This is a genomic window from Stenotrophomonas maltophilia (assembly GCF_900186865.1).
Taxonomy (GTDB): Bacteria; Pseudomonadota; Gammaproteobacteria; order Xanthomonadales; family Xanthomonadaceae; genus Stenotrophomonas; species Stenotrophomonas maltophilia.
Map to the genome: position 1 here is coordinate 1688076 of NZ_LT906480.1, position 26081 is coordinate 1714156.

The following is a 26081-nucleotide window of genomic DNA, read 5'->3' on the forward strand; positions in this document are numbered from 1 at the left end:
GGCCGGCCCGTGTGACACGGTCCTGTCACGCGCCAAAGGCTGCGCGCAGGGAGGGTGGACGCCGGGCGTCCACCCCGGGCCTGGATCAGGCCTGGGCGTCGTCGCCCTTCTTGGCAGCCTTCTTGGCCGGAGCGCGGCGGGCCGGCTTCTCTTCGCCTTCAGCAGCGGCTTCAGCGAACTCTTCCTCACGCACCGAAGCAGCGTGCGGAGCAGCAGCCTTGCCTTCCAGCACGGCGTCGGCAGCGGCGCGGGCGTACAGCTGCACAGCGCGGATGGCGTCGTCGTTGCCCGGGATGGCGTAGTCCACCAGTTCCGGGTTGTAGTTGGTGTCGACCACGGCGATGACCGGGATGCCCAGCTTCTTGGCTTCCTTGATCGCGATGTCTTCGTGGCCGATGTCGATCACGAAGATGGCGTCCGGCAGGCGGTTCATGTCCTTGATGCCGCCCAGCGAGGCTTCCAGCTTGTCGCGCTCGCGACGCAGGCCCAGCACTTCGTGCTTGACCAGCTTCTCGAAGGTGCCGTCGGTTTCACCGGCTTCCAGTTCCTTCAGGCGGGCAACCGACTGCTTGACGGTACGGAAGTTGGTCAGGGTGCCGCCCAGCCAGCGCTGGTTCATGAACGGCATGCCGCAACGCTCGGCTTCTTCCTTGATGGTTTCGCGGGCGCTGCGCTTGGTGCCCAGGAACAGGACGGTGCCGCGCTTCTGGGCAACCGACGAGATGAAGTTCATCGCGTCGTTGAACAGCGGGACGGTCTTTTCCAGGTTGATGATGTGGATCTTGCCGCGGGCGCCGAAGATGTACGGAGCCATCTTGGGGTTCCAGTAGCGGGTCTGGTGGCCGAAGTGGACGCCGGCTTCCAGCATCTGACGCATGGTGACCTGGGGCATTGCAATACTCCTGATATGGAACCAGCGATTCCGCCCGCGGGGATAGGTATGCGGGACGCGTGGAAGCGCGATCGGTTCCGGGGTTGGGCTTCCCTGTTGCCTCCGTGGCCGAACTCCTTGCGGAGCACCCCGGCACGGATGGGGGCAGCAGGTGTGGATTCACCGGTGACGTCCGGTGTGGACGGGTTCCCGCGCACGCAGGCGGCAGGAATCCGGTCGATTATAGCCCGCTCGGTGCGCTGGCTGCAATTGCCGGGCCTGGAGCGACCAGATCGATCACGCGGCCATCCTGCAGCCGGGCCTGGAAATGACCGCCGGCGTAGCCATCAGCGCGGGCGGGCAGGGCCCAGCGGCGCTCATGGCCGGCCAGCAGATACCCGGCCAGGCCGGGCAGCAGCAGGGTGCGCTGACCGCCGCTGGTGATGTAGGCGAGATCGTTCAGGCGTGCGTGCAGGGTACCGGTGTTGCTCAGTCGCAGGAAGGTATGTGACTGGCCGGGTTCGATCCCTGCATGCAGCCGCGATTGGGTCATTGGCGTGGCGTGCCCGCGGAACAACGGCAGCGAATAGCGCTGCAGGCCTGGCGTAGTGGGGGCCAGGACGACCCGATAGGCCTGTTCGCCGACAGCGGATGCCGGCTGGCGTGGCAGCAGCCAGATGCGCTGTCGGACGCCGGGCGGGATGTCGAGCAGGGTGGGGCTGGCGAGCAGCTGGTCGGTGGGACGCAGCACGTCGGCGTCGGTCTGCTGGTCCCACGACAGGATCTGTACCCGGCCCTGCCAGCGGCCGGGGCCAGGGTTGAAGAGCCAAAGTTCGCCCTGGCCACCTTCGGCGGGCAGCTGCAGTGTGGTCGGCAACAGGTCCAATGCCGCGGCAGGCAACGCCAGCAGCATCGCCAGCAGGGTCAGAAGTGCCCGCATCAGTAGATGACGGTCACGGCGGACGTCGTGTCTTCGTCGTCGGCGGGAGGCGCGAGCTCGCGGACCTGGGGCGGAAGTTGCGGTGTGTCGCTGCGCTGGTGGGGTGCGGGGCAGTGGGTGCTGCCGGGGTCATCGCGGCAGGCTTCGACCACGGTCAGGCGGATCTGCAGGTTGCTGGGGCCGGGTTCGGCCCACGCCGATGTGCTGGCGAACAGTATCGCCCCGATCAGAAATGCGCGAGCCACCTGGCAACCACCGTGCTGAAAGATCTCGCTGCGCGGTATCGGCTGGATCGGCCGAATCTGTAGCGTCGACTGTCAGTCGACTGCTCCTGGCACAGGAATGATGCGCGCATCCACGCATGACGTGGATCTGCCGAAACCGCCCCGGTGGGCGTCGATCGTCCGAAACCTGCCTGGTGGGTGCCGACCGTTGGTCGGCACACAGGTCAATAAGTGATCGTCACCTGCACCACATCGTTGTAGATGCCGGCCGGGGGCTGGCCGGTGACCGGCGGCACCCGGCCATAGATGGTCAGCTGCTGCGCGCTGCCACTTCCGGTGCCGCCAACGGTATCGACGTTGAGGGTGTTGCCCCAGCGCAGGCTGCGCGCGGCATTGCGGTACAGCTCGTAGGTGAGGTAGTAGGTGCTGCCGCCGATGGTGGTGGCCATGCGCCGCGTGCTGGTGACAGAGGGGTTGTTCTGGCCGTTGTTGAGGCTGACCTGGTAGGCCGTGTTCTTCAGGCAGGTCAGGGTCAGGGTGGCGGTCCGGTCGATGTTGGCGGGAATGCCGCCGGTGACGTTGCCGAAGTCCATGTTGGTGGTGACGTAGCTGCCGCACTGCGGCAACACGTTGGCGGTGGCGGTGAAGCTGAAGGCGTTGCTGATGCTGTTGGTGCCGGTGGCGCCGCCGTTGCAGTTGGCGGGCACCGTGGCATTGCCGAGCAGGACCTCGTTCCAGGCCCAGGTCAGCACCACGTTGGCGCCGTTGAAGGTGCTGCTGTAGGCGCCTGACGCCAGGATCTGATTGGCGGGGATCTGTGCGGACAGCTGCGTGGTCTGCGTGCCGCTGCCGCCGGTCAGGGGCACGTTGTAGGTCAGGGTCAGCTCCTGCGCCGGCGGCGAGCCGCGCGGGGTCAACCCGGTCACCTGGCTGAAGTTGGAGGTGTTGTAGAGCTGGAAGTTCATGCTGTCGCTGGTGCTGGTCTTCATCGTCCGCCAGCTGGAGCTGCTGCCGCCGCCGCTGCCGGCGCCGATGCCCACGCAGACCCGCACGCCGGTAGTGGCCAGCACGCTCAGCGCGGCAGTGGTGCAGGTCACGGTGATGTTGAGCGTGCCGGTGGTTGCACCGGGGGCATTGCTGTTGACGTTGCCGAACGGCAGCGTCGGGTCGGCGACGGCGGCGCACACCGCGACGGCCCGGGCGGGTGCCGCCGCCAGCAGGCCGGCGACCAGCAGCAGGCCGAGCAGCAACGTCCTCATGGCGCTACCTCCGGGATGCACGCCAGCGGTGCCGGCTTCGGCCGCGCGCCGGAAGCCACCACCTTGGGCACGTCCGGTACCTTCACCCTGCATTGCCCGCGGCTGGTGGTGATGTACAGCACGCTGCCGGCGGACACGTCTTCCAGGTACAGCAGCCCGTCATAGCCCACCAGCGCCTGTCGCCCGTCCGGCAGCTGCACCTCGCTGCCGACCTCCAGCGGTTGCCCGTCCATGCCGTGCAGGGTCAGGTTCAACGACGGCCGCGAACGCAGCGCGAAGGTCACCCGCGTGCCCGCGCGCTGGCGTGGGGTCACCCAGTCTTCGATGCGGTCGGCGCGCATGTCCTCGGGCAGGTCCAGGGTATCGATGGAGACGCGGTTGCGCTGCCAGGACAGCAGCGGGCTGACCAGCAGCAGGCCGCGATCATCGGTCACGCCGATCAGCCGGTTTTCCAGCCGCACCGGCACGCCGCCGACGCCATTGGTGCTGATCACCGCGAATGCGTCGGAGACCTCGCGGGTGGCGAAGGCATGCCCACCCATCCACACCAGGCTGCCACTGGCGCTGGCGTAGGCATAGTTCAGGCCGCCCTGGCGCGAGGCGCCGAATGAGTAGCGACCGACGTCATTGAGGATGCCGACTTCGGCCAGGCCACCATTGCCATCTTCGCCATGGCGCACCTGCGCGCGCCAACCGACGCCGCCGGCGCTGCCGTCGCCAGGCACGGGCTGGGTGACATCGGCCACCCAGCTCTGGCTGTCGCCATTGCGCTGGCTGGACAGGCTGGCCTGGCGGTTGTTGCCCAGGCTGGCGGTGACCGAGAGGTAGATGCTGCGGTCATCGCTCTTGTCCAGGTTCTGGTTCACCGACAGGTACGCCGACCAGCGCTGGCTCCAGGTGCGCGACCAGAACAGGCTGGCGTAGCGGTTGTCCTCGCCGTCGGGGTAGCGCAGGCGCAGGTAGCTGGCGCTGAGTGTGCCCAGCCGCAGCAGATCGGCGCCGACCGTGGCCTGTTCGCTGATGCTCGGCGGCAGGTTGCCCTGCAGTGCGCCCAGGTCGCGGTAATCTCCATGGCTGCGCACGGTGCGCAGGTTGACGTTGAGCCGGCGGTTGTTCCAGCTGTAGCCCAGTGCCCATTGCCCGCCCTGCAGGCCGTGATAGTCACTGTGCGCATAGGCGGCGTTGAACACGCCCGCGCCGCCGAGCAGTCACCAGCCGCCGATGCCGGCCTGGGCCAGGCCACCGCCGCCTTCGGCATGTGCTTCGCTGGTGAAGGCATCGCTGACGCCGCCGCGCCAGCTGGCACTGGCCACGGTGCGATCGTCGTAGGCGAAGGAGCGCTGGCCGAAATCCTCACGCAGGCGGCCAACGCCGACCGACCAGTCCGACAGGCCCTTGGCCAGCAGCTGCTGGGTGCCATAGAAACTGAAATCCAGCGTCTGCATGCGGCCGAACGCATCGGTCACCACCACCTGCGCATTGCCGGTGCCGCTGATGCCGGGCTGCGCGGCCAGCTGGAATGGACCGACCGGCACCTGCCCGCTGTACTGGCGCAGGCCATCGACGTACAGCTCGACCGTGGACGGCACCACCGCCTGGCCGAGGAAGCTGGGCGTAGGGGTCAGCACGCGGTAGGGCTGCAGGCCGTAGTTGCGGCCGATCTGCAGGCCACCCATGCGCACGGGCCGGGTCCAATCGACGAAACCACTGTAGAAGTCGCCGACGTCCAGGGTCATCGCCCTGTCGGGGAAGTCCAGGCTCCACCGGGTGTCCAGGCGCACGCTCTCGCCACGCCAGCGGCGGTCACCGGATTGCTGGTAGCGGCGGCTGATCGCGGTGTTCTCGAAGGTGCCGTTGCCGATCCCGAACAGGCGCAGTTCAGAGCTGAGACTGAGGTTGCCGAGCGTGTCGACCCGGCTGCCATACACGTCGTAGTTCAGCAGCAGGCCGGGCGAGGCGCTGCCGGCCGGTGTGCGGGTCTGCGGCTGGCTGAGCACGGTGGTCGGCAGGGTCAGCTTGTCCAGTGGCACGTCCAGGGCCAGGGTCTGCATATGCGCGTCGTAGCGCACCACGGCCCCGCTGATCTGGTCCAGATAGACCGGCGCATCGCCGCGGGCGCTGAAGCCGAGCTGGCGCAGCACTTCCGGGCTGGCCTGCAGCCGGCCACGGTTTTCGGTGAACGGCAGCAGGCCGCGCGGCGTGCTGTTGAGCGAGACGTCCAGGTAAAGCGTCTGGCTGGCGGTCAGGGGCGTGGGGGCAGGCAGGATCGCATCGGCCGACACCCCGGAGACATCCGCAGCCCCGGCAGCAGCCATGCCGGACACATCGGCGGCCTCGGTCGCCGCAGGAGCCAGGGCAGCCAACAGCGCGCCCATCAACGCCTCAGCGAGCCGGTGGTGGCGACAGCGGCGTCTGTTCCGACTCGCCATTGAGCTTGGCCGTGATCTGGTCGTTGTCGCGGTCGATGGCCGTGCGCTCGATCGGCCAGCGCATCACCTGCCCGGGCAGTACATACCCCAGCAGGCCGGGGTGCACGATGCGCGGACGCTGGGCGCTGCCCAGCGCCAGGTCGGCGATCTGTACATAGGCGTTGCCGGTGTTGGCTACCTCCACGCCATTGCGTCCGTCCTCCAGCCGGACCAGGCTGGCCTGCAGGCGCGGCGCCAGCTTGCCGCCCGAGGGTTGCACGAACACCGGAATCGAATAGCGCAGCACGAACTGCATGCCGTTGGCACGGGTCGCCAGGTCAGGCACTTCGTCGACGATCAGCCGGTAGTACTGCTGTGCCGCAGGCGGTTCGTGGTTCGGGCGCATCACCCGTACCAGCTGCTGCTGGCCAGCGCCCAGTTCCTGCATCGGAGGGGTGGCCAGCAGTTCATCGGTGGGCAGCAGTTGTTCCTGGCCATCCTGCTGTACCCAGCGGAAGACGCGCACCTGCAGCCTGACCGGCGAGGTGCCACTGTTGGTCAGCCACAGTTCGCCGGCGCGCTGGCGGGCCTCAAGCTGGAGGCTGGTGGGGGCGACCTGCAGGCTGGTGGCACCGGCAGGGGCGGTGGCCAGCAGGCAAAGGGCGAGCAGCGCCACGCCGGTGGCGCGCCACGGGCGGGGTCCGGCCATGCGGGCGTGCTCCATCAATAGGTGATCGTGGCGGTGACCGTATCCAGGTAGTTGCCGGTGGCCGGGTTGTTGGTGCTCAGGTTCAGGATCTGGCCGTAGACGATGTAGGGCACGGCCAGGCCGGTGCCGATGCCGGCCTGGGTGTTGGTGCCTGAGGTGGCGCCCCAGACCAGGGTATGCGCGGCGTCCTGGTACAGCTGGTAGCCGACGAAGTTGTTGGCGGTCACCGCAGCATTGGTGTTCTTCATCCGGCGGGTGGCGACGTCGTTGGCGGTGCTGGCATTGGCGCCCGCGTTCAGCGAAATCGTGTACGGGGTCAGGGCCGAGCACTGGGCGGTCACCGTGCCCTGGCCCAGGGTGGGGGTCGCCGTGGTCGAGGCCGCCGTGCCGAAATCAACGTTGGTGGCGGCCGCGGCCGTGATCGTGCAGGCCTTGGTGACCACCAGGGTGACGTTGAAGGTCGTGGTATCGGCCGCCAGTGCGGGGCCGGCCAGCAACAGTCCGGTCAGGGCCCAGGCGAGCGGTGAGCGGAACGTGGATCGCATGGACAACCTCCCTGACCCGAAGGTCTGTTGAACAAGGCGAAGGCGGCGCGTTCAGGGCCGCTTTGACGACGGTCGCGGCCAGCTTGTGCGGGTAAGTGTCTGTAATCCGTGATAAACAGGCGTGCGAAAGGGTGGAGATCGTCACGCTTTCACTTTCCTTGCCGGAACCGTGCATGCCCCGGATCGCCAGTTGGGTGGCGTTCGTTCAGATTGCAGCCGGATCGGCGATAATGGGCGCCATGAGCGTGAATCTGAAAACCCCGCAGGAAATCGAGATGATGCGCATCGCCGGCCGCCTGGCCAGCGAAGTGCTCGACATCGTCACCCCCCACGTCAAGCCCGGTGTCACCACCGAGGAGCTGGACCGCATCTGCCACGACCACATCGTGAACGTGCAGGGCGCGATTCCGGCCAACGTCGGCTACCGCGGCTTCCCGAAGACCGTGTGCACCTCGGTCAACAACGTCATCTGCCACGGCATTCCCAGCGAAGGGAAGGTGCTCAAGGATGGCGACATCATCAATATCGACGTTACCGTCATCAAGGACGGCTGGCACGGCGACACCAGCCGCATGTACTTCGTCGGCACGCCGTCGGTGATGGCCCGCCGCCTGGTGGAAACCACGTACGAAGCGATGTGGCGCGGCATCCGTGCGGTGCGTCCGGGCGCAACCCTGGGCGACATCGGCCATGCCATCCAGAGCTACGCCGAAGGCGAGCGTTTCAGCGTGGTGCGCGAGTACTGCGGCCACGGCATCGGCAAGGTCTACCACGACGAGCCGCAGGTGGTGCATTACGGCCGCCCGGGCCAGGGCCTGGTGCTGCAGCCGGGCATGACCTTCACCATCGAGCCGATGATCAACGAGGGCACCCGCTACAACAAGGTGCTGCCGGATGGCTGGACCGTGGTGACCAAGGACCGCAAGCTGTCGGCGCAGTGGGAGCACATGATCGCGGTCACCGAGACCGGCGTCGACGTGCTGACGCTGTCGCCGGGCGAGTCGCAGGTCTCCTGAGGATGCTGCCGGCGAGTTCGCTGCTGGACACGCCGGCCGCGTCGCTCAACGACCCGGACTGGGCTGCTGCTGCGCGCCAGGCGCTGCAGCAGGCCGACGCGCGCCTGTACCGCCGCTTCGACCAGGGCGACAACATCGAGCGCCTGCTGGCGCTGCGCGCGCGTGCCGCCGATCATCTGATCCGCCTGGCCTGGCAGCGCTGCCTGCCGGCCGACAGCGGCCTGTCGCTGTTCGCAGTGGGGGGGTATGGGCGCGGTGAACTGTTCCCGCGCTCGGACATCGACCTGCTGGTGTTCGGCGACCCGCCGGCACAGCTGGCACACGAATCCGCACTGGCGCGCCTGTTCGCGCTGCTGTGGGATTGCGGGCTGGCGGTCAGCCATGCGGTGCGCAGTGCCGCGCAGTGCCGCGAGGCTGCTGCCGACCAGACCGTGTTGACCGCGCTGATCGAAGCGCGTCCGATCCTGGCCGAGGACACTGCCCGCCGTGCGCTGCGCGAGGCCATCGACGACCGTGAGCTGTGGCCTGCACGTGCCTTCTTCCTGGCCAAGCTGGAAGAGCTGCGCAACCGCCACCAGCGTTTCGGCGACACCGCCGACAACCTGGAACCGGATCTCAAGGATGGCCCCGGCGGCCTGCGCGATCTCAACACGCTGGGCTGGATGGCGCTGCGCGCCTTCGGCGTGCGCGACCTGGAAGCGCTGGTCGGCCTGGGCCACCTGGGTGCCGACGAAGCGGCCGCGCTGAAGCGCGAGCGTGCGGTGCTGGCGCGGTTGCGGTTCGGCCTGCACCTGGTGGCACGCCGCCCGGAAGAGCGCCTGCGCTTCGATTACCAGAAGACCCTGGCCGCGCGCCTGGGCTTCGAAGACGATGCCGAGAATCTCGGTGTCGAAAAGATGATGCAGGGCTTCTACCGCGCCGCGCTGGTGGTACGCCGGATCAGCGACCGCCTGCTGCAGCGCTTCGAGGAACAGTTCGATGGCGAGGCGCAGCCGGAACCGCTGACCGTGGGTTTTTCCCTGCGACGCGGCTACCTGGCGGCCAATGATGCCGATTGGCCGCGTGGCGATATCGGCCAGGTGTTCGCGCTGTTCTCCAGCTGGGCCAACAATCCGCAGGTGCGCGGCCTGCATTCGCTGACCGCGCGCGCGCTGGCCGAATCGCTGCCGCTGCTGCCGGCCTACGACCAGGCCGACTCCGATGCGCGCGAGCAGTTCCTGGCCCTGCTGCGTGGCCAGCGCCCGGTCGATACGCTTTCGCGCATGGCGCGGCTGGGCGTGCTCGGCCAGTGGATTCCGGCATTCGCCCAGGTCAGCGGGCGCATGCAGTTCGACCTGTTCCATGTCTATACGGTGGACCAGCACACGCTGATGGTCCTGCGCAACATCGGCCAGTTCGCCAGCAGCCGTGCCGACGAGCGCTTCTCGATCGCACATGAGGTGTGGCCGCGCCTGCGCAAGCCGGAGCTGTTGCTGCTGGCCGGCCTGTTCCATGACATTGCCAAGGGGCGCGGTGGCGACCACTCCGAACTGGGCGCGGTCGATGCGCGCGCGTTCTGCCAGGCGCATGCCCTGAGCATCTCCGACACCGAACTGGTGGCCTGGCTGGTCGAACAGCATCTGCGCATGTCGGTGACCGCGCAGAAGCAGGACATCGCCGACCCGGTGGTGATCCATCGCTTTGCGACCCTGGTCGGCAGCCGCGACCGCCTCGACTATCTGTACCTGCTGACCTGTGCCGATATCGCCGGCACCAGCCCGAAGCTGTGGAACGCGTGGAAGGACCGCCTGCTGGCCGACCTGTATTTCGCGACCCGGCGCGCGCTGCGTGAAGGCCTTGAGCACCCGGTGCCTGCCGCCGAGCGCGTGGCCGAGGCGCGTGACAGCGTGCGTGCGCTGGTGCGCGAGCAGGGCTACGACGATGCCACCATCGACCGCCAGTTCGCCGTGATGCCCGACGAAGGCTTCATCCGCCTGCGCCCGGAGCAGCTGGCCTGGCAGGCCGCCGCGCTGGTACCGGTGAAACAGGGCCAGGCGCTGGTGAAGGTGCGCCGCATCAGCGTCGACGACCCGGCATTGGAAGTGTTCGTGCATTCGCCGGACCGCGACGGCCTGTTCGCCGCCATCGTGATGACCCTGGACCGCAAGGGCTACGGCATCCATCGCGCGCGCGTGCTGGATGGTCCGGCCGACACCATTTTCGATACCTTCGAAGTGAACCCGGCCGACAGCTTCGCCGATGGCAGCAGCGCCAATCTGGAGGCCGCGCTGCGCGAGGCACTCAGTGGTGACCTGTCGCGCCTGCGCCCGTCGCGTCGGGTGGTGCCACGCCAGCTGCGCCATTTCCGCTTCGCCCCGCGCATCGAGTTCCGCGATGAACCGGGCGCAACCCGTTTTGCCCTGGTCGCACCTGACCGCCCCGGCCTGCTGGCCGACGTGGCGTTCGTGCTGCGCAACCAGGGCCTGCGCGTGCATGATGCGCGCATTGCCACGTTCGGCGAACGCGCCGAAGACACCTTCGTGATCAGTGACGAACACGACCTCCCCCTGACTGAACCTGCCCGGCAGCAGCTGCATGACGCGATGCTGGCCTGCCTGGACCCTGATCGAAACGCCGGAGACCCCGCCTGATGGCCACCAAGCCTGTTAAGAAGACTGCTGCCACCGCCAAGAGCGCAGCGGCCAAGAAGATTGCCGCCGTGCCGGCCGCGAAGAAGGCTGCCGCGCCGAAGAAAGCCGCAGCGGTGAAGGCGCCGGCGAAGAAGGTGGCGGCACCGAAGAAGGCCCCGGCCAAGAGTGCAGAAGCCGCACGCGCCGAAACCATCGCCCGCAAGTCGCTGCGCAAGCCGGCCACGCCGGGCGTGGAAGAACTGAAGTTCGGCATCGAAAGTGCCTTCGAACGCCGCGCCACGCTGACCCTGCACGAACTGGAAGGCTCGACCAGGCCGCTGGTCAACCGTGTGATCGATGGCCTGGAAAGCGGCGAATTCCGCGTTGCCGAACCGGACGGCCATGGTGGCTGGAAGGTCAACGAGTGGTTGAAGAAGGCGGTGCTGCTGTACTTCCGCGTCAACGACATGGCCGTGGTCGATGCGCGCCCGGCGCCGTTCTGGGACAAGGTCGAATCGCGTTTTGCCGGCTATGACGAAGCGAAGTTCCGTCGTGGTGGCGTGCGCGTGGTGCCGGGCGCCATTGCCCGCCGCGGTACGTACTTCGGCAAGGACGTGGTGCTGATGCCGAGCTTCACCAACATCGGCGCCTATGTAGGTGAAGGCACCATGGTCGATACCTGGGCCACCGTGGGTTCCTGCGCCCAGATCGGCCAGCACTGCCACCTGTCCGGCGGCGCCGGCATCGGCGGCGTGCTGGAACCGCTGCAGGCCAGCCCGACCATCATTGAAGACCACTGCTTCATCGGTGCGCGGTCGGAAGTGGTGGAAGGCGTAGTGGTTGGCCACCACAGTGTGATCGGCATGGGCGTGTTCCTCAGCCAGAGCACCCGCATCTACAACCGCGCGACCGGTGAGATCAGCTACGGCTACATCCCGCCGTACAGCGTGGTGGTGTCCGGCTCGCTGCCGAGCAAGGACGGTACGCATTCGCTGTACTGCGCGGTGATCGTCAAGCAGGTTGATGCCAGGACCCGCAGCAAGACCAGCGTCAACGACCTGCTGCGCGGCCTGGCCGACTGAAGGTGGCTGCGCCGGAGGATCTGGCGCAGTCCGCGATCTACCGGCATCCGTCCGACACCCTGTTGGGGCGGATGCTGTACGCCCCGCGCTGGACCCGACTGCGCCGCGCACTGTCGCGGCGCTGGCCGATGCCGGCGCCGCCTTCGGTGGCCATCAGGCCCTCCTGCGTTTCCTCACCTGCCAGGACGAGGCCATCGCCCGCACCTGCGACTGTCGCTGGGCCAGCACCCGCATCGGGCTGCCGGTAGACCTCGACAGCCTGCAGCCGCTGCGCTTGGAACGCGAGCTGCAGTGCCCGCGTCTGCAGGCGATGGGCGTGGCGCTTGCATCGGGCCTGGCCTTCCGCTTGCCGAGAGTGCCGTTCCGGGTCGTGTCCGAGCGCCTGTTGTGAGATTCTGGCCCTCTGTTTTCCAGCATCACAGATGGCCATGAGCACCACTGTCTACGGTTTGAAGAACTGCGATACCTGCAAGAAGGCGACCAAGTGGCTGGACCGCTTCGGCGTGCCGTACACCTTCGTCGACTACCGCGACAACAAGCCCAGCCCGGAAATGCTGCTGGCGTGGGCCGCGCAGCTGGGGGGGCTGGCGGCGATGGTCAACAAGTCCTCCACCACCTGGCGGCAGTTGCCGGACAACCGCAAGGCCGCGGACTCCGAGGCCGAATGGAAGCTGCTGCTGCGCGAGTATCCGCAGCTGATCAAGCGCCCGCTGGTGGTCACCGCCGATGGCAAGGCCAGCCAGGGTTTCAGTGACAATGGCTTCAAGGCACGCTTCGGCGTGGGCGACGCATGAGCGCGGTCCTCGACCTGACCTGCGAGCTGATTGCGCGACCTTCGGTAACGCCGGACGATGCTGGTTGCCAGGCGCTGTTGGCGGCGCGGCTGAAGCAGGCCGGATTCCAGTGCGATCATCTGCGCCTGGGCGACGTTGACAATCTGTGGGCGACCCATGGCCAGGGCGCGCCGGTGCTGGTTCTGCTGGGCCACACTGACGTGGTGCCCACCGGCCCGCGCGAGTCCTGGACCAGCGACCCGTTCACGCCGCAGATCCGCGATGGCGTGCTGTATGGGCGCGGTGCCGCCGACATGAAAGGCAGCGTGGCGGCGTTCGTGGTGGCCGCCGAGCAGTTCGTCGCCGACCATCCCGACCATCCCGGCACGCTGGCGGTACTGCTGACCAGCGACGAGGAGGGCGATGCCATCGATGGCGTGCGTCACGTCGCACGCCTGTTCGCCGCACGCGGGCAGCGCATCGACTGGTGCATCACCGGTGAGCCGTCGTCGACCGCGACGCTGGGCGATCTGCTGCGCGTGGGGCGTCGTGGCAGCCTGTCGGCCAAACTGCGCGTCCACGGCGTACAGGGCCATGTGGCGTATCCGGAGAAGGCACGCAACCCGATCCACCAGGCGGCGCCGGCCCTGGCCGAACTATGCGCGCGGCGCTGGGACGACGGCTACGAGAGTTTCCCGCCGACCAGCCTGCAGATCTCCAACATCCACGCCGGCACCGGTGCCAACAACGTGATTCCCGGTGAGCTCGACGTGGATTTCAACATCCGCTACAACCCGCACTGGGATGCGCCTACGCTGGAGGCGGAGATCACCGCACTACTGGAACGGCATGGCCTGCAGTACACATTGAAGTGGCATCGAAGCGGCGAGCCGTTCTACACCCCGGAAGGCACGCTGCGCGCCATCGCCCGTGCGGTGCTGGCCGAGCACATCGGCCGCGCGCCAGAAGAAAGCACCGGCGGCGGCACCTCCGATGCACGCTTCATCGCGCCATTGGGCGCGCAATGCATCGAAGTAGGCCCGGTCAATGCCAGCATCCACCAGGTGGACGAGAACGTGCGCGTGGACGATCTGGAAGCGTTGCCGGGGCTGTACCAGCGGCTGGTGGAACGGCTGCTGGTGTGAGGAGGGTGGATGCCGATCGTCGGTCGGCACACCTTCCGCAGGACTGCAGCCGGGCCCTGGTCCGAAAAGATGAGTAACGGCGGCATGATCGCCTTTTCCCAGTAGCTTGGCGCGGCCATGTAGAAGCGCTGCGCCTGGGGCCTGGCGAACAAGCCGGCCGCCGCTGGCAGGGCCGAAGGCGGGTGAGGGTCTGGTAGGCCGCCAGGCCCAGGCAGGGCAGGGCAACCAGTGCCCCGGTGCCTCGGTTGCCGACGCAACTGTTGCGCCGCGCTGGAAACCGGGGTAGGGTCGATGCCATGTCGATCCGCCTGGCCACCGCCGTCAACAACAACAACCGCAATAATCTGCGCGCGAATAATCGTGCGCGGCCGATGCGGGACTGCGCCCTGGGTAGATAGACAGCAACACACGCCCGGACACCAGAAAACCCGCATCAGCCGATGCGGGTTTTTTTGTGCCCGGGCGCAGCCTGCCCGGGCCTGGATGGCCGGTCGAACACCTTCCCACCCGTGAAATTCCCCAACAGGAGCTCCCCCATGTGTTCGATCTTCGGAATCTTCGGCCTGCAGGCCGGTGACGATCTTCCCACCCTGCGCCGCCACGCGTTGGAACTGTCGCAACGCCAGCGCCACCGTGGCCCGGACTGGAGCGGCGTGTACCTCGACGAAGGTGCGCTGCTGGTCCATGAACGGCTGGCCATCGTCGATCCGGCCGGTGGTTCGCAGCCGCTGCTGTCGGCCGATGGCCAGCTGGCGCTGGCGGTGAACGGCGAGATCTACAACCACCAGGCGTTGACGGCGGCGCTGACCACCACCTACGACTTCCAGACCGGCTCGGACTGCGAGGTGATCAACGCGCTGTACCGCCAGGGCGGCGCGCCGGCGCAGTGGCTGGAACAGCTCAACGGCATCTTCGCCTTCGCGCTGTGGGACCGTGACAGTGGACGCGTGCTGGTGGCGCGCGACCCGGTCGGTGTGGTGCCGCTGTACTGGGGCCACGACGCCCAGGGGCGCTTGCGCGTGGCCTCGGAAATGAAGGCGCTGGTCGATACCTGTGCCGATGTGGCGCAGTTCCCGCCGGGCCACTATTTCGACAGTGCCAGCGGTGAACTGGTGCGCTACTACCAGCAACCGTGGCGTGACTATGCCGACGTGCAGGGTCGCCAGGCCGATCTGGCCGAACTGCGCCAGGCCTTCGAGCACGCGGTGGAACGCCAGTTGATGAGCGACGTGCCGTACGGCGTGCTGCTGTCCGGTGGCCTGGACTCGTCGCTGGTGGCGGCGGTAGCCGCGCGCTATGCACGTCGCCGCATCGAGGATGGCGGGCAGACCGAAGCCTGGTGGCCGCGCCTGCATTCGTTCGCGATCGGCTTGAAGGGCTCGCCCGATCTGGCTGCCGCTGCCATTGCTGCCGAAGCGCTGGGCACCGTGCATCACGGCTTCGAATACACCTTCGAGGAAGGCCTCGATGCGCTGCCGGAAGTGATCCGCCACATCGAAACCTACGACGTCACCACCATCCGCGCCTCCACGCCGATGTTCCTGCTGGCGCGGCGGATCAAGGCGATGGGGGTGAAGATGGTGCTCTCCGGCGAGGGCAGCGATGAGATCTTTGGTGGCTACCTGTATTTCCACAAGGCACCGGATGCGCGTGAATTCCACGAGGAGCTGGTGCGCAAGCTCGACGCGCTGCACAACTACGACTGCCTGCGTGCCAACAAGTCGATGATGGCCTGGGGGGTGGAGCCACGCGTGCCGTTCCTGGATCGTGAATTCCTCGACGTGGCGATGCGCTTCGATGCTGCGCACAAGATGGTCGGTGCCGGCTTCGGTGGCCGTCGCATCGAGAAGGCGGTGCTGCGCGAGGCATTCGACGGCTACCTGCCGGACAGCATCCTGTGGCGTCAGAAGGAGCAGTTCAGCGATGGCGTCGGCTATGGATGGATCGACGGCCTGAAGGCGCATGCCGAGGCGCAGGTGAGTGACCGCGTGCTGGCGGCGGCCGACAAGCGCTTCCCGCACAACCCGCCGCAGACCAAGGAGGCGTATTACTACCGCCACCTGTTCGAGCAGTTCTTCCCCAGCCGTGCGGCCGCGGAGACCGTGCCGGGCGGCAAGTCGATCGCCTGCTCGTCGCCGGCGGCCATTGCCTGGGACGCCAGCTTCGCCGCAGCTGCCGACCCTTCCGGACGCGCGATCGCCGGCGTGCACGAGCAGGCACTGGCCTAAGCCCCAAAAAGGGGACGGAGGGGATTAAGTCGTTAGTGGCACAAACGACTTAATCCCCTCCGTCCCCTTTTTGTATGATCGCCCCCTGCGCATTGGGGAATGTTCATGGACGTACAGGCAGGCGGCAACGCGCCGCCCACGAAATGGGGATGGCGTTATCTGGCGTGGGCCGGGGTGCCGTTGCTGGCCGGCGTGCTGCTGGCGCGGTATGCCGGGCCGGCGGCGCCCGAGATGGTCGCCCGTGCCACGGTTGCTGCCGAAGGCAGCTGGGCGCAGCATCTGGCGTCACCGCTGGGCCTGTTCCTGCTGCAGCTGCTGGTGCTGTTGCTGGTAGCCAAGGGGGCGGGTGCATTGCTGAAGCGGCTGGGCCAGCCGGCGGTTATTGGCGAGATGGCGGCCGGCCTGATGATGGGCCCGCTGGTGCTCGGCAGCCTGCTGCCGCAGTTGCATGGTGCGTTGTTCCCGGCCAACTCGTTGGGGCCGTTGGGCATGCTCAGCCAGCTGGGCGTGCTGATGTTCCTGCTGGTGGCCGGTGCCGAGCTGGACCTGGCGGCACTGCGCGGCCGCCGGCGTTTCGCCTTCACGGTCAGCCATGCCGGCATCGCGGTGCCGTTCGTGCTCGGCGTCGCGTTGGCGATCTGGCTGTATCCGCAGCACGGCCCGCAGGGCGTGGGCTTCACTGCCTTCGCACTTTTCGTCGGCATCTCGATGAGCATCACCGCGTTCCCGGTGCTGCTGCGCATCCTTGCCGACCGCGGCATCGCGCAGACGTCGCTGGGGCAGACCGCCATCGCCTGCGCGGCATTGGGCGATGCCACCGCATGGTGCCTGCTGGCATTGATCGTCGCGGCTGCACAGGCCAGTGGATGGCTGCCGGCCAGCCTCAACCTGCTGTGCGTGGTCGCCTTCGTGGCGCTGATGCTGGGGCTGGTGAAGCCGTGGTTTGCCCGCCAGCAGATTGCGCCGGGCCGTGAGGGGCGCTGGCTGCTCGGCATCCTGCTGCTGTCGTTGGGTAGTGCCCTGATCACTGAAATGCTGGGCATCCACGCGCTGTTCGGTGCCTTCGCGGCGGGCGTCGCGGTATCGTCCAACGTGCAGCTGCGCGACCTGTTGATGGCCCGCGTCGAACCGTTTGCGGTGACCCTGCTGCTGCCGTTGTTCTTCGCCATGACCGGCCTGCGCATGCGTGCCGATTCGCTGCAGGCCAGCGACATCGTGTTGTGCGGGGTGGTGATCGTGGTGGCAACGGCCGGCAAGCTGCTGGGCACCTTCAGTGCTGCACGCAGTGCCGGCATGCCCACGCGCGAGGCGTGGCGGTTGGGCGCGCTGATGAACACCCGTGGCCTGATGGAGCTGATCGTGCTCAACCTGGGTTACGAGCTGGGCCTGCTCGGCGACCGCCTGTTCGCGGTGCTGGTGGTCATGGCGCTGGTGACCACGGCGATGACCGGGCCGCTGCTGAACCTGATCGAGCGTCGCAGGGCTTGAGCGTTGAACGGTGGTGCCGGCCGCTGGCCGGCAACCTCATGATGCTGGACACACCTGCATGGATGCCGGCCAATGGCCGGCACTACCGCGCCGGCACCAGTGTCATCACGTGCTGCGCCTTGCCGGGCAGGAAGGGCGTCGGCCGTCCATGCACCCAGTCCTCGTGGCCGGCGCCCCAGTAGGGTGACAGTGGATGGCCGCTCTGGCCGCCCGGCATGTGCACGATGCCGTCGGCCTCGTGGCCGGGCGAGACCACCATGCGCTCGGAAGCACCGAAGTTCGGCGTCTGCACGCGTGGCATGTCACGGTCGCCGGGCAGCTGGTCGGCGGGCATGCACAGCCAGCGCTTGGCGATGCCCGGCAGCGCCCGTGCGATGGGGTGGCAGATCGCCGCAGTGTTGCGTTCGCCCCAGGTGCGCTTGGACAGCGGTCCCTGCTTGGCCAGCTCGCTCTCGGTACGGCGTGCCGCGTCGATCAGCAGCGCATCCCAGCTGTCGAAGGCCGGTGGCAGCAGATGGGCCGGACGCTGTTGCAGCATCGGCCAGGCCACGCCTTCCAGCTGCGCCAGTCGTGGGTCGAGGTAGTCATCACCCAGCTGCGCATTGGCCGGTGCCAGCAGTGCATCGGACAACGTCTCCATCACCTGGGTGCGGAATTCACGTACTACCCGGTAGCTGACCGAACTGGCCGCGGCACGACCGCCCCATTGATGGCTGACTTCCTTCAAACGCTTCAGTGCAGGGTCGTCACTGCGCTCGATGACGTCGTGCAGCAGGGCCCACCAGCGCTGCAGGAACACCGCGCGATCGTCGAGCTGGATCGCCAGCAGATCGTGCTCGTCGAAACGGTCCTGGATGGCGAGCAGATCGCGGATCTGCCGCGCGCGGGCGCCAAGGTCATAGCCACCATTGCCGACATTGGTCAGTGCCTCGCCGTCGAGGACGCGGCTGTTGGCGGTCCACAGGCGATGGTTGGGTGGGTCGATCAATGCCGGCGAGGCGTCGCTGCGGATCGGCCAGGGGGCGCAGTCGTGGTTGTTGGCGGCGGTGAAGCCGGCCGGTGCACAGCCCGGACCGCGGTCGGGGCGGGCGCCGATCAGGCGCCAGGCGATGCGTCCGCTGCGGTCGCCGACCACCAGGTTCTGTGCGGGGATGCCGGCGTGGTCGGCGAACTGCAGGGCACTGTCCAGGTCACCGGCGCGGGCCAGGTCACCGAAGTCCAGGCGCACCGCGCCGGGCAGGTGGGCGACCCAGCGCAGCGCGTCGCCGCTGCCATCGGCATGCGTGTGCAGGATCGGCCCCCAGGCGGATTCGCGCACCGGGAACAGCACGTCGGCCTGGCCGGCCACCGCAATCCGCTCTTCATGCACGGTCACTGCGGCGTTGGCTGGTTCAGTGCGGTAATCGGCGGTGTCTATGTAACTGTTGGTGAAGCCCCAGGCGACGTGGCCGTTGCTGCCGACGATCACCGCCGGCAGGCCAGGCAGCGAGAAACCGGTGACGTCGACCTGGCCGCCAGCGGCCTGTGGATCGGGGTAGCGCAGGCGCACGCGGAACCACAGACCCGGCGCGCGCAGACCGAGATGCATGTCGTCGGCGACGATCGCGCGACCGTCGGCGGTGAGCGCGCCGGCCACGGCGAAGTTGTTGCTGCCGATGACATCGGCCTCTTCCTGCTTGGTGCCCGGTTTCGCGTCCAATGTGCGCAGATCCAGCTGGCTGGCATCGGGCAGGGCAGCGTTGCCGGTGGGTTCGCCGAACAGCGGCGCATCCCATTCGGTGCCGTCGTGGGCGATCAATGCGTACAGCGCCGGCGGCACCACTGCGCGGATGCGGCTCAGTGCAAGCTCAGTCTGGTTGCCGGGGTCCTGCAGGTCGGCGTACATGGCCAGCCCGGTCAGCACGCTGTCGCTGGCCTGCCACGGTTGCGGCGACTGCCGCAGCAGCAGGTAGGCCCATGGCCGCACGGAGAGGCCGGCCAGGCCCTCATTGACCCCACCGACATAGGCGCTCACGGCTTCGACGTTGTCGCCCAGCGCAGCCTGCATGTTCGCCTCGGTGCGCGCGCGCAGCCGATGCACGCGCATGCGCTTGTCGGCATCGATCGCCTTCGGGCCAAACAGTGCGGACAGTTCGCCGGCGGCGCTACGGCGCATCAGGTCCATCTCGAAATAGCGTTCCTGCGCATGCACGCGGCCCAATGCGCGCATTGCGTCGGCCTGGCTGGTGGCGGTGATGGTGACCACGCCCAGCGCATCGCGCTCGATGGTGACCGGCCTGGCCAGGCCGGGCAGCGCATGCTCGCCGTCCAGGTCGGCCAGGCTGCCGCGCAGCAGCAGCCACAGGACCAGTGCGGTGACCAGCACGATGGCGACCAACACGCCCAGCACCCAACGCCATGTACGTCGCATCGCACGTCCTTTCCGAACTCGTGGGCCGATTGTAGCCGCAGGCGCAACTGCGACTGATTCCGATTAGATCACCGTATTTTGAAATGCGGCACCCTATGCCGCATCGATTCACAGGAGCCCCCCATGAAAGGCAACCCGGACGTCATCGCCTGCCTGAAGGAACTGCTGCGCGGCGAGCTTGCTGCCCGCGACCAGTACTTCATCCATTCCCGCCGCTACGAGGACCAGGGCCTGTTCGCGCTGTACGAACGCCTGAACCACGAGATGGAAGAGGAAACCCAGCACGCCGATGCGCTGCTGCGCCGGATCCTGTTCCTGGGCGGCGACCCGGACATGCGCCCGCATGCCACCGAGCCGGGCAAGACCGTGGAAGAGATGCTGCAGAAGGATCTCGACACTGAATACGCGGTTCGGAACAATCTCGCCGCCGGCATGAAGCTGTGCGAGGAGAAGGGTGACTACGTGAGCCGCGACATCCTGTTGGCCCAGCTGAAGGACACCGAGGAAGACCACGCCTGGTGGCTGGAGCAGCAGCTGGGCCTGATCAAGCGCATCGGCCTGGAGCTGTACCAGCTGAGCAAGATCGACGGCAACGGCGCCCCGGCGCACTGAGCCGACGTCGCTCTTTTCGGTAGAGCCGACCCGGTAGAGCCAACCCGGTAGAGCCGACTGTTAGTCGGCTGCCTTTCGGCAGAGCAGCCGACTAACAGTCGGCTCTACCAGGAGCAAAGGAGCAGCCGACTGACAGTCGGCTCTACCAGGAGCAAAAGGCAGCCGACCAGCGGTCGGCTCTACCAGGGGCACAAAGCAATGTCGCCCGCCAGCACCGGAGCACCGCCAGCCAGCCTTCGCCAGCCAGCTGCTCCATCGCCCGCCAGCCGACAACGAAAAAGCCGGGGAATTCCCCGGCTTTTTCGTGTCCGGGGTCGGATCCGTTTTCAACGAAAACGGCTCTGACCCCATTGGGATCGAAAACGCCAACCGAGGTTGGCGTTTGCCGGGGGTAATGCGTGTCAACCAAGGTTGACACCCACCTCAACCAAGGTTGACACCCGCCAGGGGCAGGGCCCAGCCCTTATTCCACCGACAACCCTTCCACCTTCTGCCAGCCGCGCGGCAGCAGGTGGCCGCGGGTGGCGCGGGCGCCGAGGTAGGCGTCGAGCTCGTTGAACTTCAGCCCCATCGTGCGCTGACCGCTGCGCACCTGCAGGGTCTGCCCCGGGCTGATCGCCACGATGGCGACCACGCGTTCAGTGGCGAGCTTGGCCTTCGGGATCTCGATGATCTTGTTGCCCTTGCCCTTGTCCAGTTCCGGCAGGTCGTTGGCGGCGATCGCCAGCAGGTTGCCGGAACTGGTCACCGCCACGATGCGGTCGGTGGCCACGTTGGCGACCATCGACGGGGTGAGCACCGACGAGCCGGACGACAGGTTCAGCATCGCCTTGCCGGCCTTGTTGCGACCGATCAGGTTCTCGAAGCGGGTGACGAAGCCGTAGCCATGGCTGGAGGCCAGCACGAAGCGGGCATCCGGCTCGGCGCTGGCCAAGGTCACGAAGCTGGTACCGGGAGCCGGCGAGAAGCGGCCGGTCAGCGGTTCGCCATTGCCACGCGCGGAGGGCAGGGTATGTACCGGCGTCGAGTAGGCGCGGCCCTCGCTGTCGAGGAATGCGACCTGCTGGGTGCTGCGCGCACGCACCGCGCCCTGCAGGGCATCACCGTCGCGGTAGGAGAGGGCGGACGCATCGACGTCATGGCCCTTGGCGGCACGGATCCAGCCCTTTTCCGACAGCACCACGGTCATCGGCTCGCTCGGCACCAGCTCGGTCTCGTCGATGGCCTGCGCGGCCTGGCGCTGCACCAGCGGCGAACGGCGCGCGTCGCCGAACTTCTTGGCGTCGGCCGTCAGTTCGTCGCGGATCAGCTTCTTCAGCTTGGCCTTGCTGTCGAGGATGCCGAGGATCTTCTCGCGTTCCTTGGCCAGCTCGTCCTGCTCGCCGCGGATCTTCATCTCCTCCAGGCGGGCCAGCTGCTTCAGCTTGGTTTCCAGGATGTACTCGGCCTGTTCCTCGGACAGGCCGAAGCGCGCGATCAGCGCCGCCTTCGGTTCGTCCTCGGTACGGATGATGTGGATCACCTCGTCCAGGTTGAGGAAGGCGACCAGCAGGCCTTCCAGCAGGTGCAGGCGGCGCTCGACCTTCTGCAGGCGGTGCTGCAGGCGGCGGGTGACGGTGTTGCTGCGGAAGGTCAGCCATTCGCTGAGCAGCATCTTCAGGTTCTTCACCTGCGGACGGCCGTCCAGCCCGATCACGTTGAGGTTGACGCGGTAGCTGCGCTCCAGGTCCGTGGTCGCGAACAGGTGGCCCATCAGCTGGTCGGCGTCGACGCGGTTGGAACGTGGCACCAGCACCACGCGCACCGGGTTGGCGTGGTCGGATTCGTCGCGGATGTCTTCCAGCCACGGCAGCTTCTTGGCGCGCATCTGCGCGGCGATCTGCTCGATCACCTTCGACGGCGACACCTGGAACGGCAGCGCCGTCACCACGATGTTGTTGGCTTCCTTGTTGAAGGTCGCACGCGCACGCACGCTGCCGTTGCCGGTCTCGTAGATGTTCCGCAGATCGTTGGCGGCGGTGATGATCTCGGCGCTGGACGGGTAGTCCGGGCCCTGCACGTGCTCGCACAGGTCGCGCACGGTCGCATCGGGGTTGTCCAGCAGGTGCAGCAGTGCGCTGACGATCTCGTTGAGATTGTGCGGCGGCACGTCGGTGGCCATGCCCACGGCGATGCCGGTGGTGCCGTTCAGCAGCAGGTGCGGCAGCCGCGCTGGCATCCAGGTCGGTTCCTGCAGGGTGCCGTCGAAGTTCGGTGCCCAGTCGGTGGTGCCCTGGCCCAGTTCGCCCAGCAGTACTTCGGCGATCGGGGTCAGCTTGGATTCGGTGTAACGCATGGCCGCGAACGACTTCGGGTCATCGCTGGAGCCGAAGTTGCCCTGGCCCTCGATCAGCGGGTAGCGGTACGAGAACGGCTGCGCCATCAGCACCAGCGCCTCGTAGCACGCGCTGTCGCCGTGCGGGTGGTACTTACCGATGACGTCACCGACGGTGCGCGCGGACTTCTTCGGCTTGGACGCGGCATTCAGGCCCAGCTCGCTCATCGAATAGATGATGCGGCGCTGCACCGGCTTCAGGCCGTCGCCGATGAACGGCAGGGCGCGGTCCAGGACCACGTACATCGAGTAGTCGAGGTAGGCGCGTTCGGCGTACTCGCGCAGCGGCAGTTGTTCGAATCCGTGGAACACGGGGCGGGCAAGTTCGGTCATGCGGCGTTGTTACCTATGTCGGGAGGCGGCGACGGCGGTCGCCGCTCGCAATCCTGTGATTATCCGGATGCGGCGGGGGATGCCAAGCCACGTGCAGGGTCCAGCCCGGTTTCGAGGCCATGCCCGGCCCGCGCCAGATAGCGCCCCGGTGGCAGCCCGAAGTGGCGGCGGAACACGGTGACGAAGGCACTGGCGCTGCTGAAGCCCAGTGCATGGGCGATGTCGGCCACGCTGCGGCCATCGGTCAGCTGGCGCAGGGCTTCGGACAGGCGGGCCTGTTGCCGCCACTGGGCGAAGCTGAGCGTGGTCTCGTCGCGGAAGTGACGGGTCAGGCTGCGCGGCGACAGGCCGGCCCAATGCGCCCATTCGGCCAGGCTGCGCTCGTCGGATGGGTCGGCCAGCAGCTGCGAGGCGATCTTCAGCAGGCGCCGGTCGTGCGGCATCGGCAGGTGCATGCGCTGGCGCGGCGCGGTGCGGATCTCGTCCAGCAGCACCTCGATGATGTGCTGGCGCTCAGGCGTGGTGTCATAGCCCAGCGGCCATTCGCAGATGCGGTCGGCCAGCGCCTGCGCCAGCTTGGACAGGCCCAGTACGCAGGGATCGGCGGGCAGGGTGGCGCAGGCCGGCGCGGCCAGCGCCATGCCCCAGCCGCGCAGCGGACCGTCCAGGGTCACCGTATGCGGCTCCAGCGGCGGCATCCAGCCGGCCGAACCCGGCGCCAGCGACCACGTCCCGTGCGAGGTGCGGGTGGTCAGCAGGCCACGCTCGACACAGATCAGCTGGGCGCGCTGGTGGTGGTGCCAGTCCACCTCCCGGACCAGCCCCTGCGGGCTGTCAAAGCGGAAAGCGACCACCGGTGGGCCATCGTTGCGCTCGAACCAATCCAGTGCGTCGTCCCTGAGCAGGCGCTTGGGAGCGGGAATTTCTGCCTTGTTCATCATGTCCGCTGGCTGAAATGTGTCATCCATTGGCTGAATTGTACTACCGGGCCACCTGACCAGATCATTAAGGTAGGCGCCTTCATTGATCCAGCCTACTGCTGCAACACAGCATTCGATGCCAGATCGAATATTTCCATTGAGAAATATTTTCTTTGGAAGAGAATGCTCCCCCATGATCTGTCCTGCAACCACTCCCCCCAGTTTCGGCCTGCTGCTGCGCCAGGTGCGCGACGGCCTGGTCCGGCAACTCGACGCGTCCATGGCTGAAGAAGACCTGGGTATCGGCTTCACCCACTACATCGGGTTGAAGGTGCTCTCGCACATGGCCCCGTGCACGGCCAACGAACTGGCCCAGGCCATCGACCAGGTACCCAGCGCAGTCACCCGCCTGCTGGACAAGCTCGAGGCACTGGGCTGCGTCCGCCGCGAACCGCATGCGCAGGACCGGCGTGCGCTGCAGATCGTGCTGACCGATGAAGGCCGCGCATTGTGGGCGCGGTTGAAGCTGCGTGGCGACGCGGTGATGGATTACGCCCTGCGTGATCTTTCCGCCGACGAGCGCACGCTGCTGCTGTCCCTCCTTACCCGAATCCGCGATTCCCTGACGACCCCATGAACCCGATCCCGCATTCCACTCTCCGCCGGTCCGGGCGCGCGCTGCTGGTGTCAGCGCTGGCCCTGGCCCTGGCCGCCTGCGCCAGCAGTCGTGGCCTCAACCCGCAGGGCCACGTGCTTGACGTGGACAGCCTGCACAGCGAACGCACCCTGGCCGACACCGACCTGAGCGCCACCGGCTTCCCGGCGCAGGACTGGTGGAAGGCGCTGGGCGATGCGCAGCTGGACGCGCTGGTCGCCGAGGGCCTGGCCGGCCACCCGAGCCTGGACGCCGCCGACGCGCGCCTGCGCCAGGCCCAGGCCCAGGTCGGCACCGCACGTGCCGATGAGCTGCCCAGCCTGTCGGTGTCCGGTGGCTATACCGGGCTGCGCCTGCCTGAGTCGATGGCAGGCAGCGAGATCGGTGGCCATTACGCCGGCAGCAGCCAGGTCGCCTTCGACTTCAGCTATGGCGTGGACCTGTGGGGCGGCAAGCGCGCCGCCTGGGAAGCGGCCGTGGATGGCGCGCATGCGGCCACCGTCGAGGCCCAGGCCGCACGCCTGAACCTGTCCACCGGCATCACCCAGGCCTACGCCAACCTCGCCTATGCGTGGCAGCTCAATGATGTGGCCGAAGAAGAACTGGCCCGCTCGCAGAAGTCGCTGGAACTGACCCGCCAGCGCCGCCGCGCCGGCATCGACAGCGATCTGCAGGTGCGCCAGGCCGAGGCCCGCGTGCCGGCCGCCCAGCAGCAGGTGCAGGCTGCGCAGCAGCGGATCGATGCGGCGCGCACCGCACTGGCCGCGCTGGTCGGCAAGGGCCCGGACCGTGGCCTGTCGATCCAGCGCCCGCAGCCGCTGAACCCGCTGGCGCTGCAGCTGCCGGGCGTGCTGCCCAGCGAACTGCTGGGCCGTCGGCCCGACATCGTGGCCGCACGCTGGCGCGTTGAAGCGGCCGACAAGCAGATCAAGGTTGCCAAGACCAGGTTCTACCCGAGCTTCAACCTGACCGCGCTGGCCGGCGTGGTCGCCCCGAACGTGGGTGACCTGCTGAAGAGCAGCTCCACCTTCGCCTACATCGGCCCGGCGCTGAGCCTGCCGATCTTCGAAGGTGGCAAGCTGCGCGCCAACCTGGCCAACACCGATGCGCAGTACGACCTGGCGGTGGCCAACTACAACCAGACCGTGCTCGACGCACTGCGCGACGTCGCCGACCAGGTCAACGCGGTGCGCTCGCTGGCGCAGCAGGCGCACTCGCAGCTGCAGGCGGTGGATACCGCACGCTCGGCCTTCGACCTGGCCCAGCAGCGTTACCGCGCCGGCATCGGCAGCTATCTGGACGTGCTGACCGCGCAGTCCACCCTGCTGCAGTCGCAGCAGCAGCTGGCCGGCCTGCAGTCGCAGCAGGTGCAGTCCTCGGTGCGCCTGAGCAAGGCGCTGGGCGGTGGTTTCCAGCCCGCTGACGCCGACCGCGCACCGATCGCCTCCCATTCCGATTCCTCGCATTCCTGAAGACGCCC

At 67.6% G+C, this 26081-nt stretch carries 19 protein-coding genes and 2 pseudogenes; 11 read left to right on the plus strand and 10 right to left on the minus strand.

Annotated elements, in window-relative coordinates; translation table 11 throughout:
* Nucleotides 1-85: 85 nt before the first annotated feature.
* The 7 genes and pseudogenes from rpsB to CKW06_RS08120 form a co-directional block, all read right to left on the minus strand.
* Nucleotides 86-892, minus strand: a complete 807-nt coding sequence (rpsB, locus tag CKW06_RS08090; protein WP_005408748.1) for a 30S ribosomal protein S2 — start codon at nucleotides 890-892, stop codon at nucleotides 86-88.
* Between the two features lie 220 nt (nucleotides 893-1112).
* On the minus strand, nucleotides 1113-1811 hold the full coding sequence (locus CKW06_RS08095; RefSeq protein WP_024957842.1) for a fimbrial biogenesis chaperone: 699 nt from the start codon (nucleotides 1809-1811) through the stop codon (nucleotides 1113-1115).
* The gene (locus CKW06_RS08100) at nucleotides 1811-2056 is read right to left on the minus strand and encodes a hypothetical protein (protein WP_012479612.1); all 246 of its coding nucleotides are present in this window, start codon (nucleotides 2054-2056) and stop codon (nucleotides 1811-1813) included. The genes CKW06_RS08095 and CKW06_RS08100 overlap by 1 nt, the downstream gene beginning before the upstream one ends.
* 203 nt (nucleotides 2057-2259) lie before the next feature.
* Nucleotides 2260-3294, minus strand: coding sequence for a Csu type fimbrial protein (locus tag CKW06_RS08105; protein ID WP_024957844.1), 1035 nt, complete (start codon nucleotides 3292-3294; stop codon nucleotides 2260-2262).
* A pseudogene (locus CKW06_RS08110) lies at nucleotides 3291-5669 on the minus strand (fimbria/pilus outer membrane usher protein). The gene CKW06_RS08105 and the pseudogene CKW06_RS08110 overlap by 4 nt, the downstream one beginning before the upstream one ends.
* Nucleotides 5670-5676: 7 nt before the next feature.
* Nucleotides 5677-6426, minus strand: a complete 750-nt coding sequence (locus tag CKW06_RS08115; RefSeq protein WP_024957845.1) for a fimbrial biogenesis chaperone — start codon at nucleotides 6424-6426, stop codon at nucleotides 5677-5679.
* The gene (locus tag CKW06_RS08120; RefSeq protein ID WP_024957846.1) at nucleotides 6426-6956 is read right to left on the minus strand and encodes a Csu type fimbrial protein; all 531 of its coding nucleotides are present in this window, start codon (nucleotides 6954-6956) and stop codon (nucleotides 6426-6428) included. Before CKW06_RS08120 ends, CKW06_RS08115 begins: the two co-directional genes overlap by 1 nt.
* A 173-nt stretch (nucleotides 6957-7129) precedes the next feature.
* Here CKW06_RS08120 and map point away from each other — a divergent pair, with 173 nt between their 5' ends.
* The 8 genes and pseudogenes from map (at nucleotide 7130) to CKW06_RS08165 (ending at nucleotide 17297) form a co-directional block, all read left to right on the plus strand.
* Nucleotides 7130-7972 (plus strand): type I methionyl aminopeptidase, encoded by an 843-nt coding sequence (gene map / locus CKW06_RS08125; protein WP_005408754.1) that lies wholly within the window; start codon nucleotides 7130-7132, stop codon nucleotides 7970-7972.
* Between the two features lie 20 nt (nucleotides 7973-7992).
* A complete protein-coding gene (locus tag CKW06_RS08130; RefSeq protein WP_457853131.1) occupies nucleotides 7993-10602 on the plus strand; it encodes a [protein-PII] uridylyltransferase in 2610 nt (869 codons plus the stop codon).
* Nucleotides 10602-11663 (plus strand): 2,3,4,5-tetrahydropyridine-2,6-dicarboxylate N-succinyltransferase, encoded by a 1062-nt coding sequence (dapD, locus tag CKW06_RS08135; RefSeq protein WP_024957848.1) that lies wholly within the window; start codon nucleotides 10602-10604, stop codon nucleotides 11661-11663. Before CKW06_RS08130 ends, dapD begins: the two co-directional genes overlap by 1 nt.
* A 160-nt stretch (nucleotides 11664-11823) precedes the next feature.
* A pseudogene (locus CKW06_RS24180) lies at nucleotides 11824-12054 on the plus strand (hypothetical protein); the annotation flags it as partial.
* A 31-nt stretch (nucleotides 12055-12085) separates the two neighbouring features.
* Complete coding sequence (locus CKW06_RS08145) at nucleotides 12086-12457, plus strand: arsenate reductase (RefSeq protein WP_024957849.1); 372 nt, start codon at nucleotides 12086-12088, stop codon at nucleotides 12455-12457.
* Nucleotides 12454-13581 carry a succinyl-diaminopimelate desuccinylase gene (gene dapE, locus CKW06_RS08150; protein ID WP_024957850.1) on the plus strand — a complete coding sequence of 376 codons (1128 nt, stop codon included), beginning with the start codon at nucleotides 12454-12456 and terminating at the stop codon, nucleotides 13579-13581. The genes CKW06_RS08145 and dapE overlap by 4 nt, the downstream gene beginning before the upstream one ends.
* Nucleotides 13582-14117: 536 nt before the next feature.
* On the plus strand, nucleotides 14118-15809 hold the full coding sequence (asnB, locus tag CKW06_RS08160; RefSeq protein ID WP_024957851.1) for an asparagine synthase B: 1692 nt from the start codon (nucleotides 14118-14120) through the stop codon (nucleotides 15807-15809).
* A gap of 99 nt (nucleotides 15810-15908) precedes the next feature.
* A complete protein-coding gene (locus CKW06_RS08165) occupies nucleotides 15909-17297 on the plus strand; it encodes a cation:proton antiporter domain-containing protein (protein WP_032964109.1) in 1389 nt (462 codons plus the stop codon).
* 82 nt (nucleotides 17298-17379) lie between these two features.
* Here CKW06_RS08165 and CKW06_RS08170 read toward each other — a convergent pair whose 3' ends face one another.
* Nucleotides 17380-19707, minus strand: coding sequence for a penicillin acylase family protein (locus tag CKW06_RS08170; protein WP_024957853.1), 2328 nt, complete (start codon nucleotides 19705-19707; stop codon nucleotides 17380-17382).
* Between the two features lie 123 nt (nucleotides 19708-19830).
* On the opposite strand from CKW06_RS08170, the gene bfr reads away from it, so the two are divergent.
* On the plus strand, nucleotides 19831-20319 hold the full coding sequence (bfr, locus tag CKW06_RS08175) for a bacterioferritin (protein ID WP_005408763.1): 489 nt from the start codon (nucleotides 19831-19833) through the stop codon (nucleotides 20317-20319).
* Between the two features lie 463 nt (nucleotides 20320-20782).
* Here bfr and parC read toward each other — a convergent pair whose 3' ends face one another.
* The gene (gene parC / locus CKW06_RS08180; protein ID WP_024957854.1) at nucleotides 20783-23026 is read right to left on the minus strand and encodes a DNA topoisomerase IV subunit A; all 2244 of its coding nucleotides are present in this window, start codon (nucleotides 23024-23026) and stop codon (nucleotides 20783-20785) included.
* A gap of 59 nt (nucleotides 23027-23085) precedes the next feature.
* A complete protein-coding gene (locus CKW06_RS08185; RefSeq protein ID WP_005408765.1) occupies nucleotides 23086-23967 on the minus strand; it encodes a helix-turn-helix domain-containing protein in 882 nt (293 codons plus the stop codon).
* Between the two features lie 172 nt (nucleotides 23968-24139).
* Here CKW06_RS08185 and emrR point away from each other — a divergent pair, with 172 nt between their 5' ends.
* Together emrR and emrC are read left to right on the plus strand one after the other, a co-directional pair.
* The gene (gene emrR, locus CKW06_RS08190; protein WP_005408766.1) at nucleotides 24140-24583 is read left to right on the plus strand and encodes a multidrug efflux system transcriptional regulator EmrR; all 444 of its coding nucleotides are present in this window, start codon (nucleotides 24140-24142) and stop codon (nucleotides 24581-24583) included.
* Nucleotides 24580-26073 carry a multidrug efflux transporter outer membrane subunit EmrC gene (gene emrC, locus CKW06_RS08195; protein ID WP_024957855.1) on the plus strand — a complete coding sequence of 498 codons (1494 nt, stop codon included), beginning with the start codon at nucleotides 24580-24582 and terminating at the stop codon, nucleotides 26071-26073. Before emrR ends, emrC begins: the two co-directional genes overlap by 4 nt.
* Nucleotides 26074-26081: the final 8 nt, after the last annotated feature.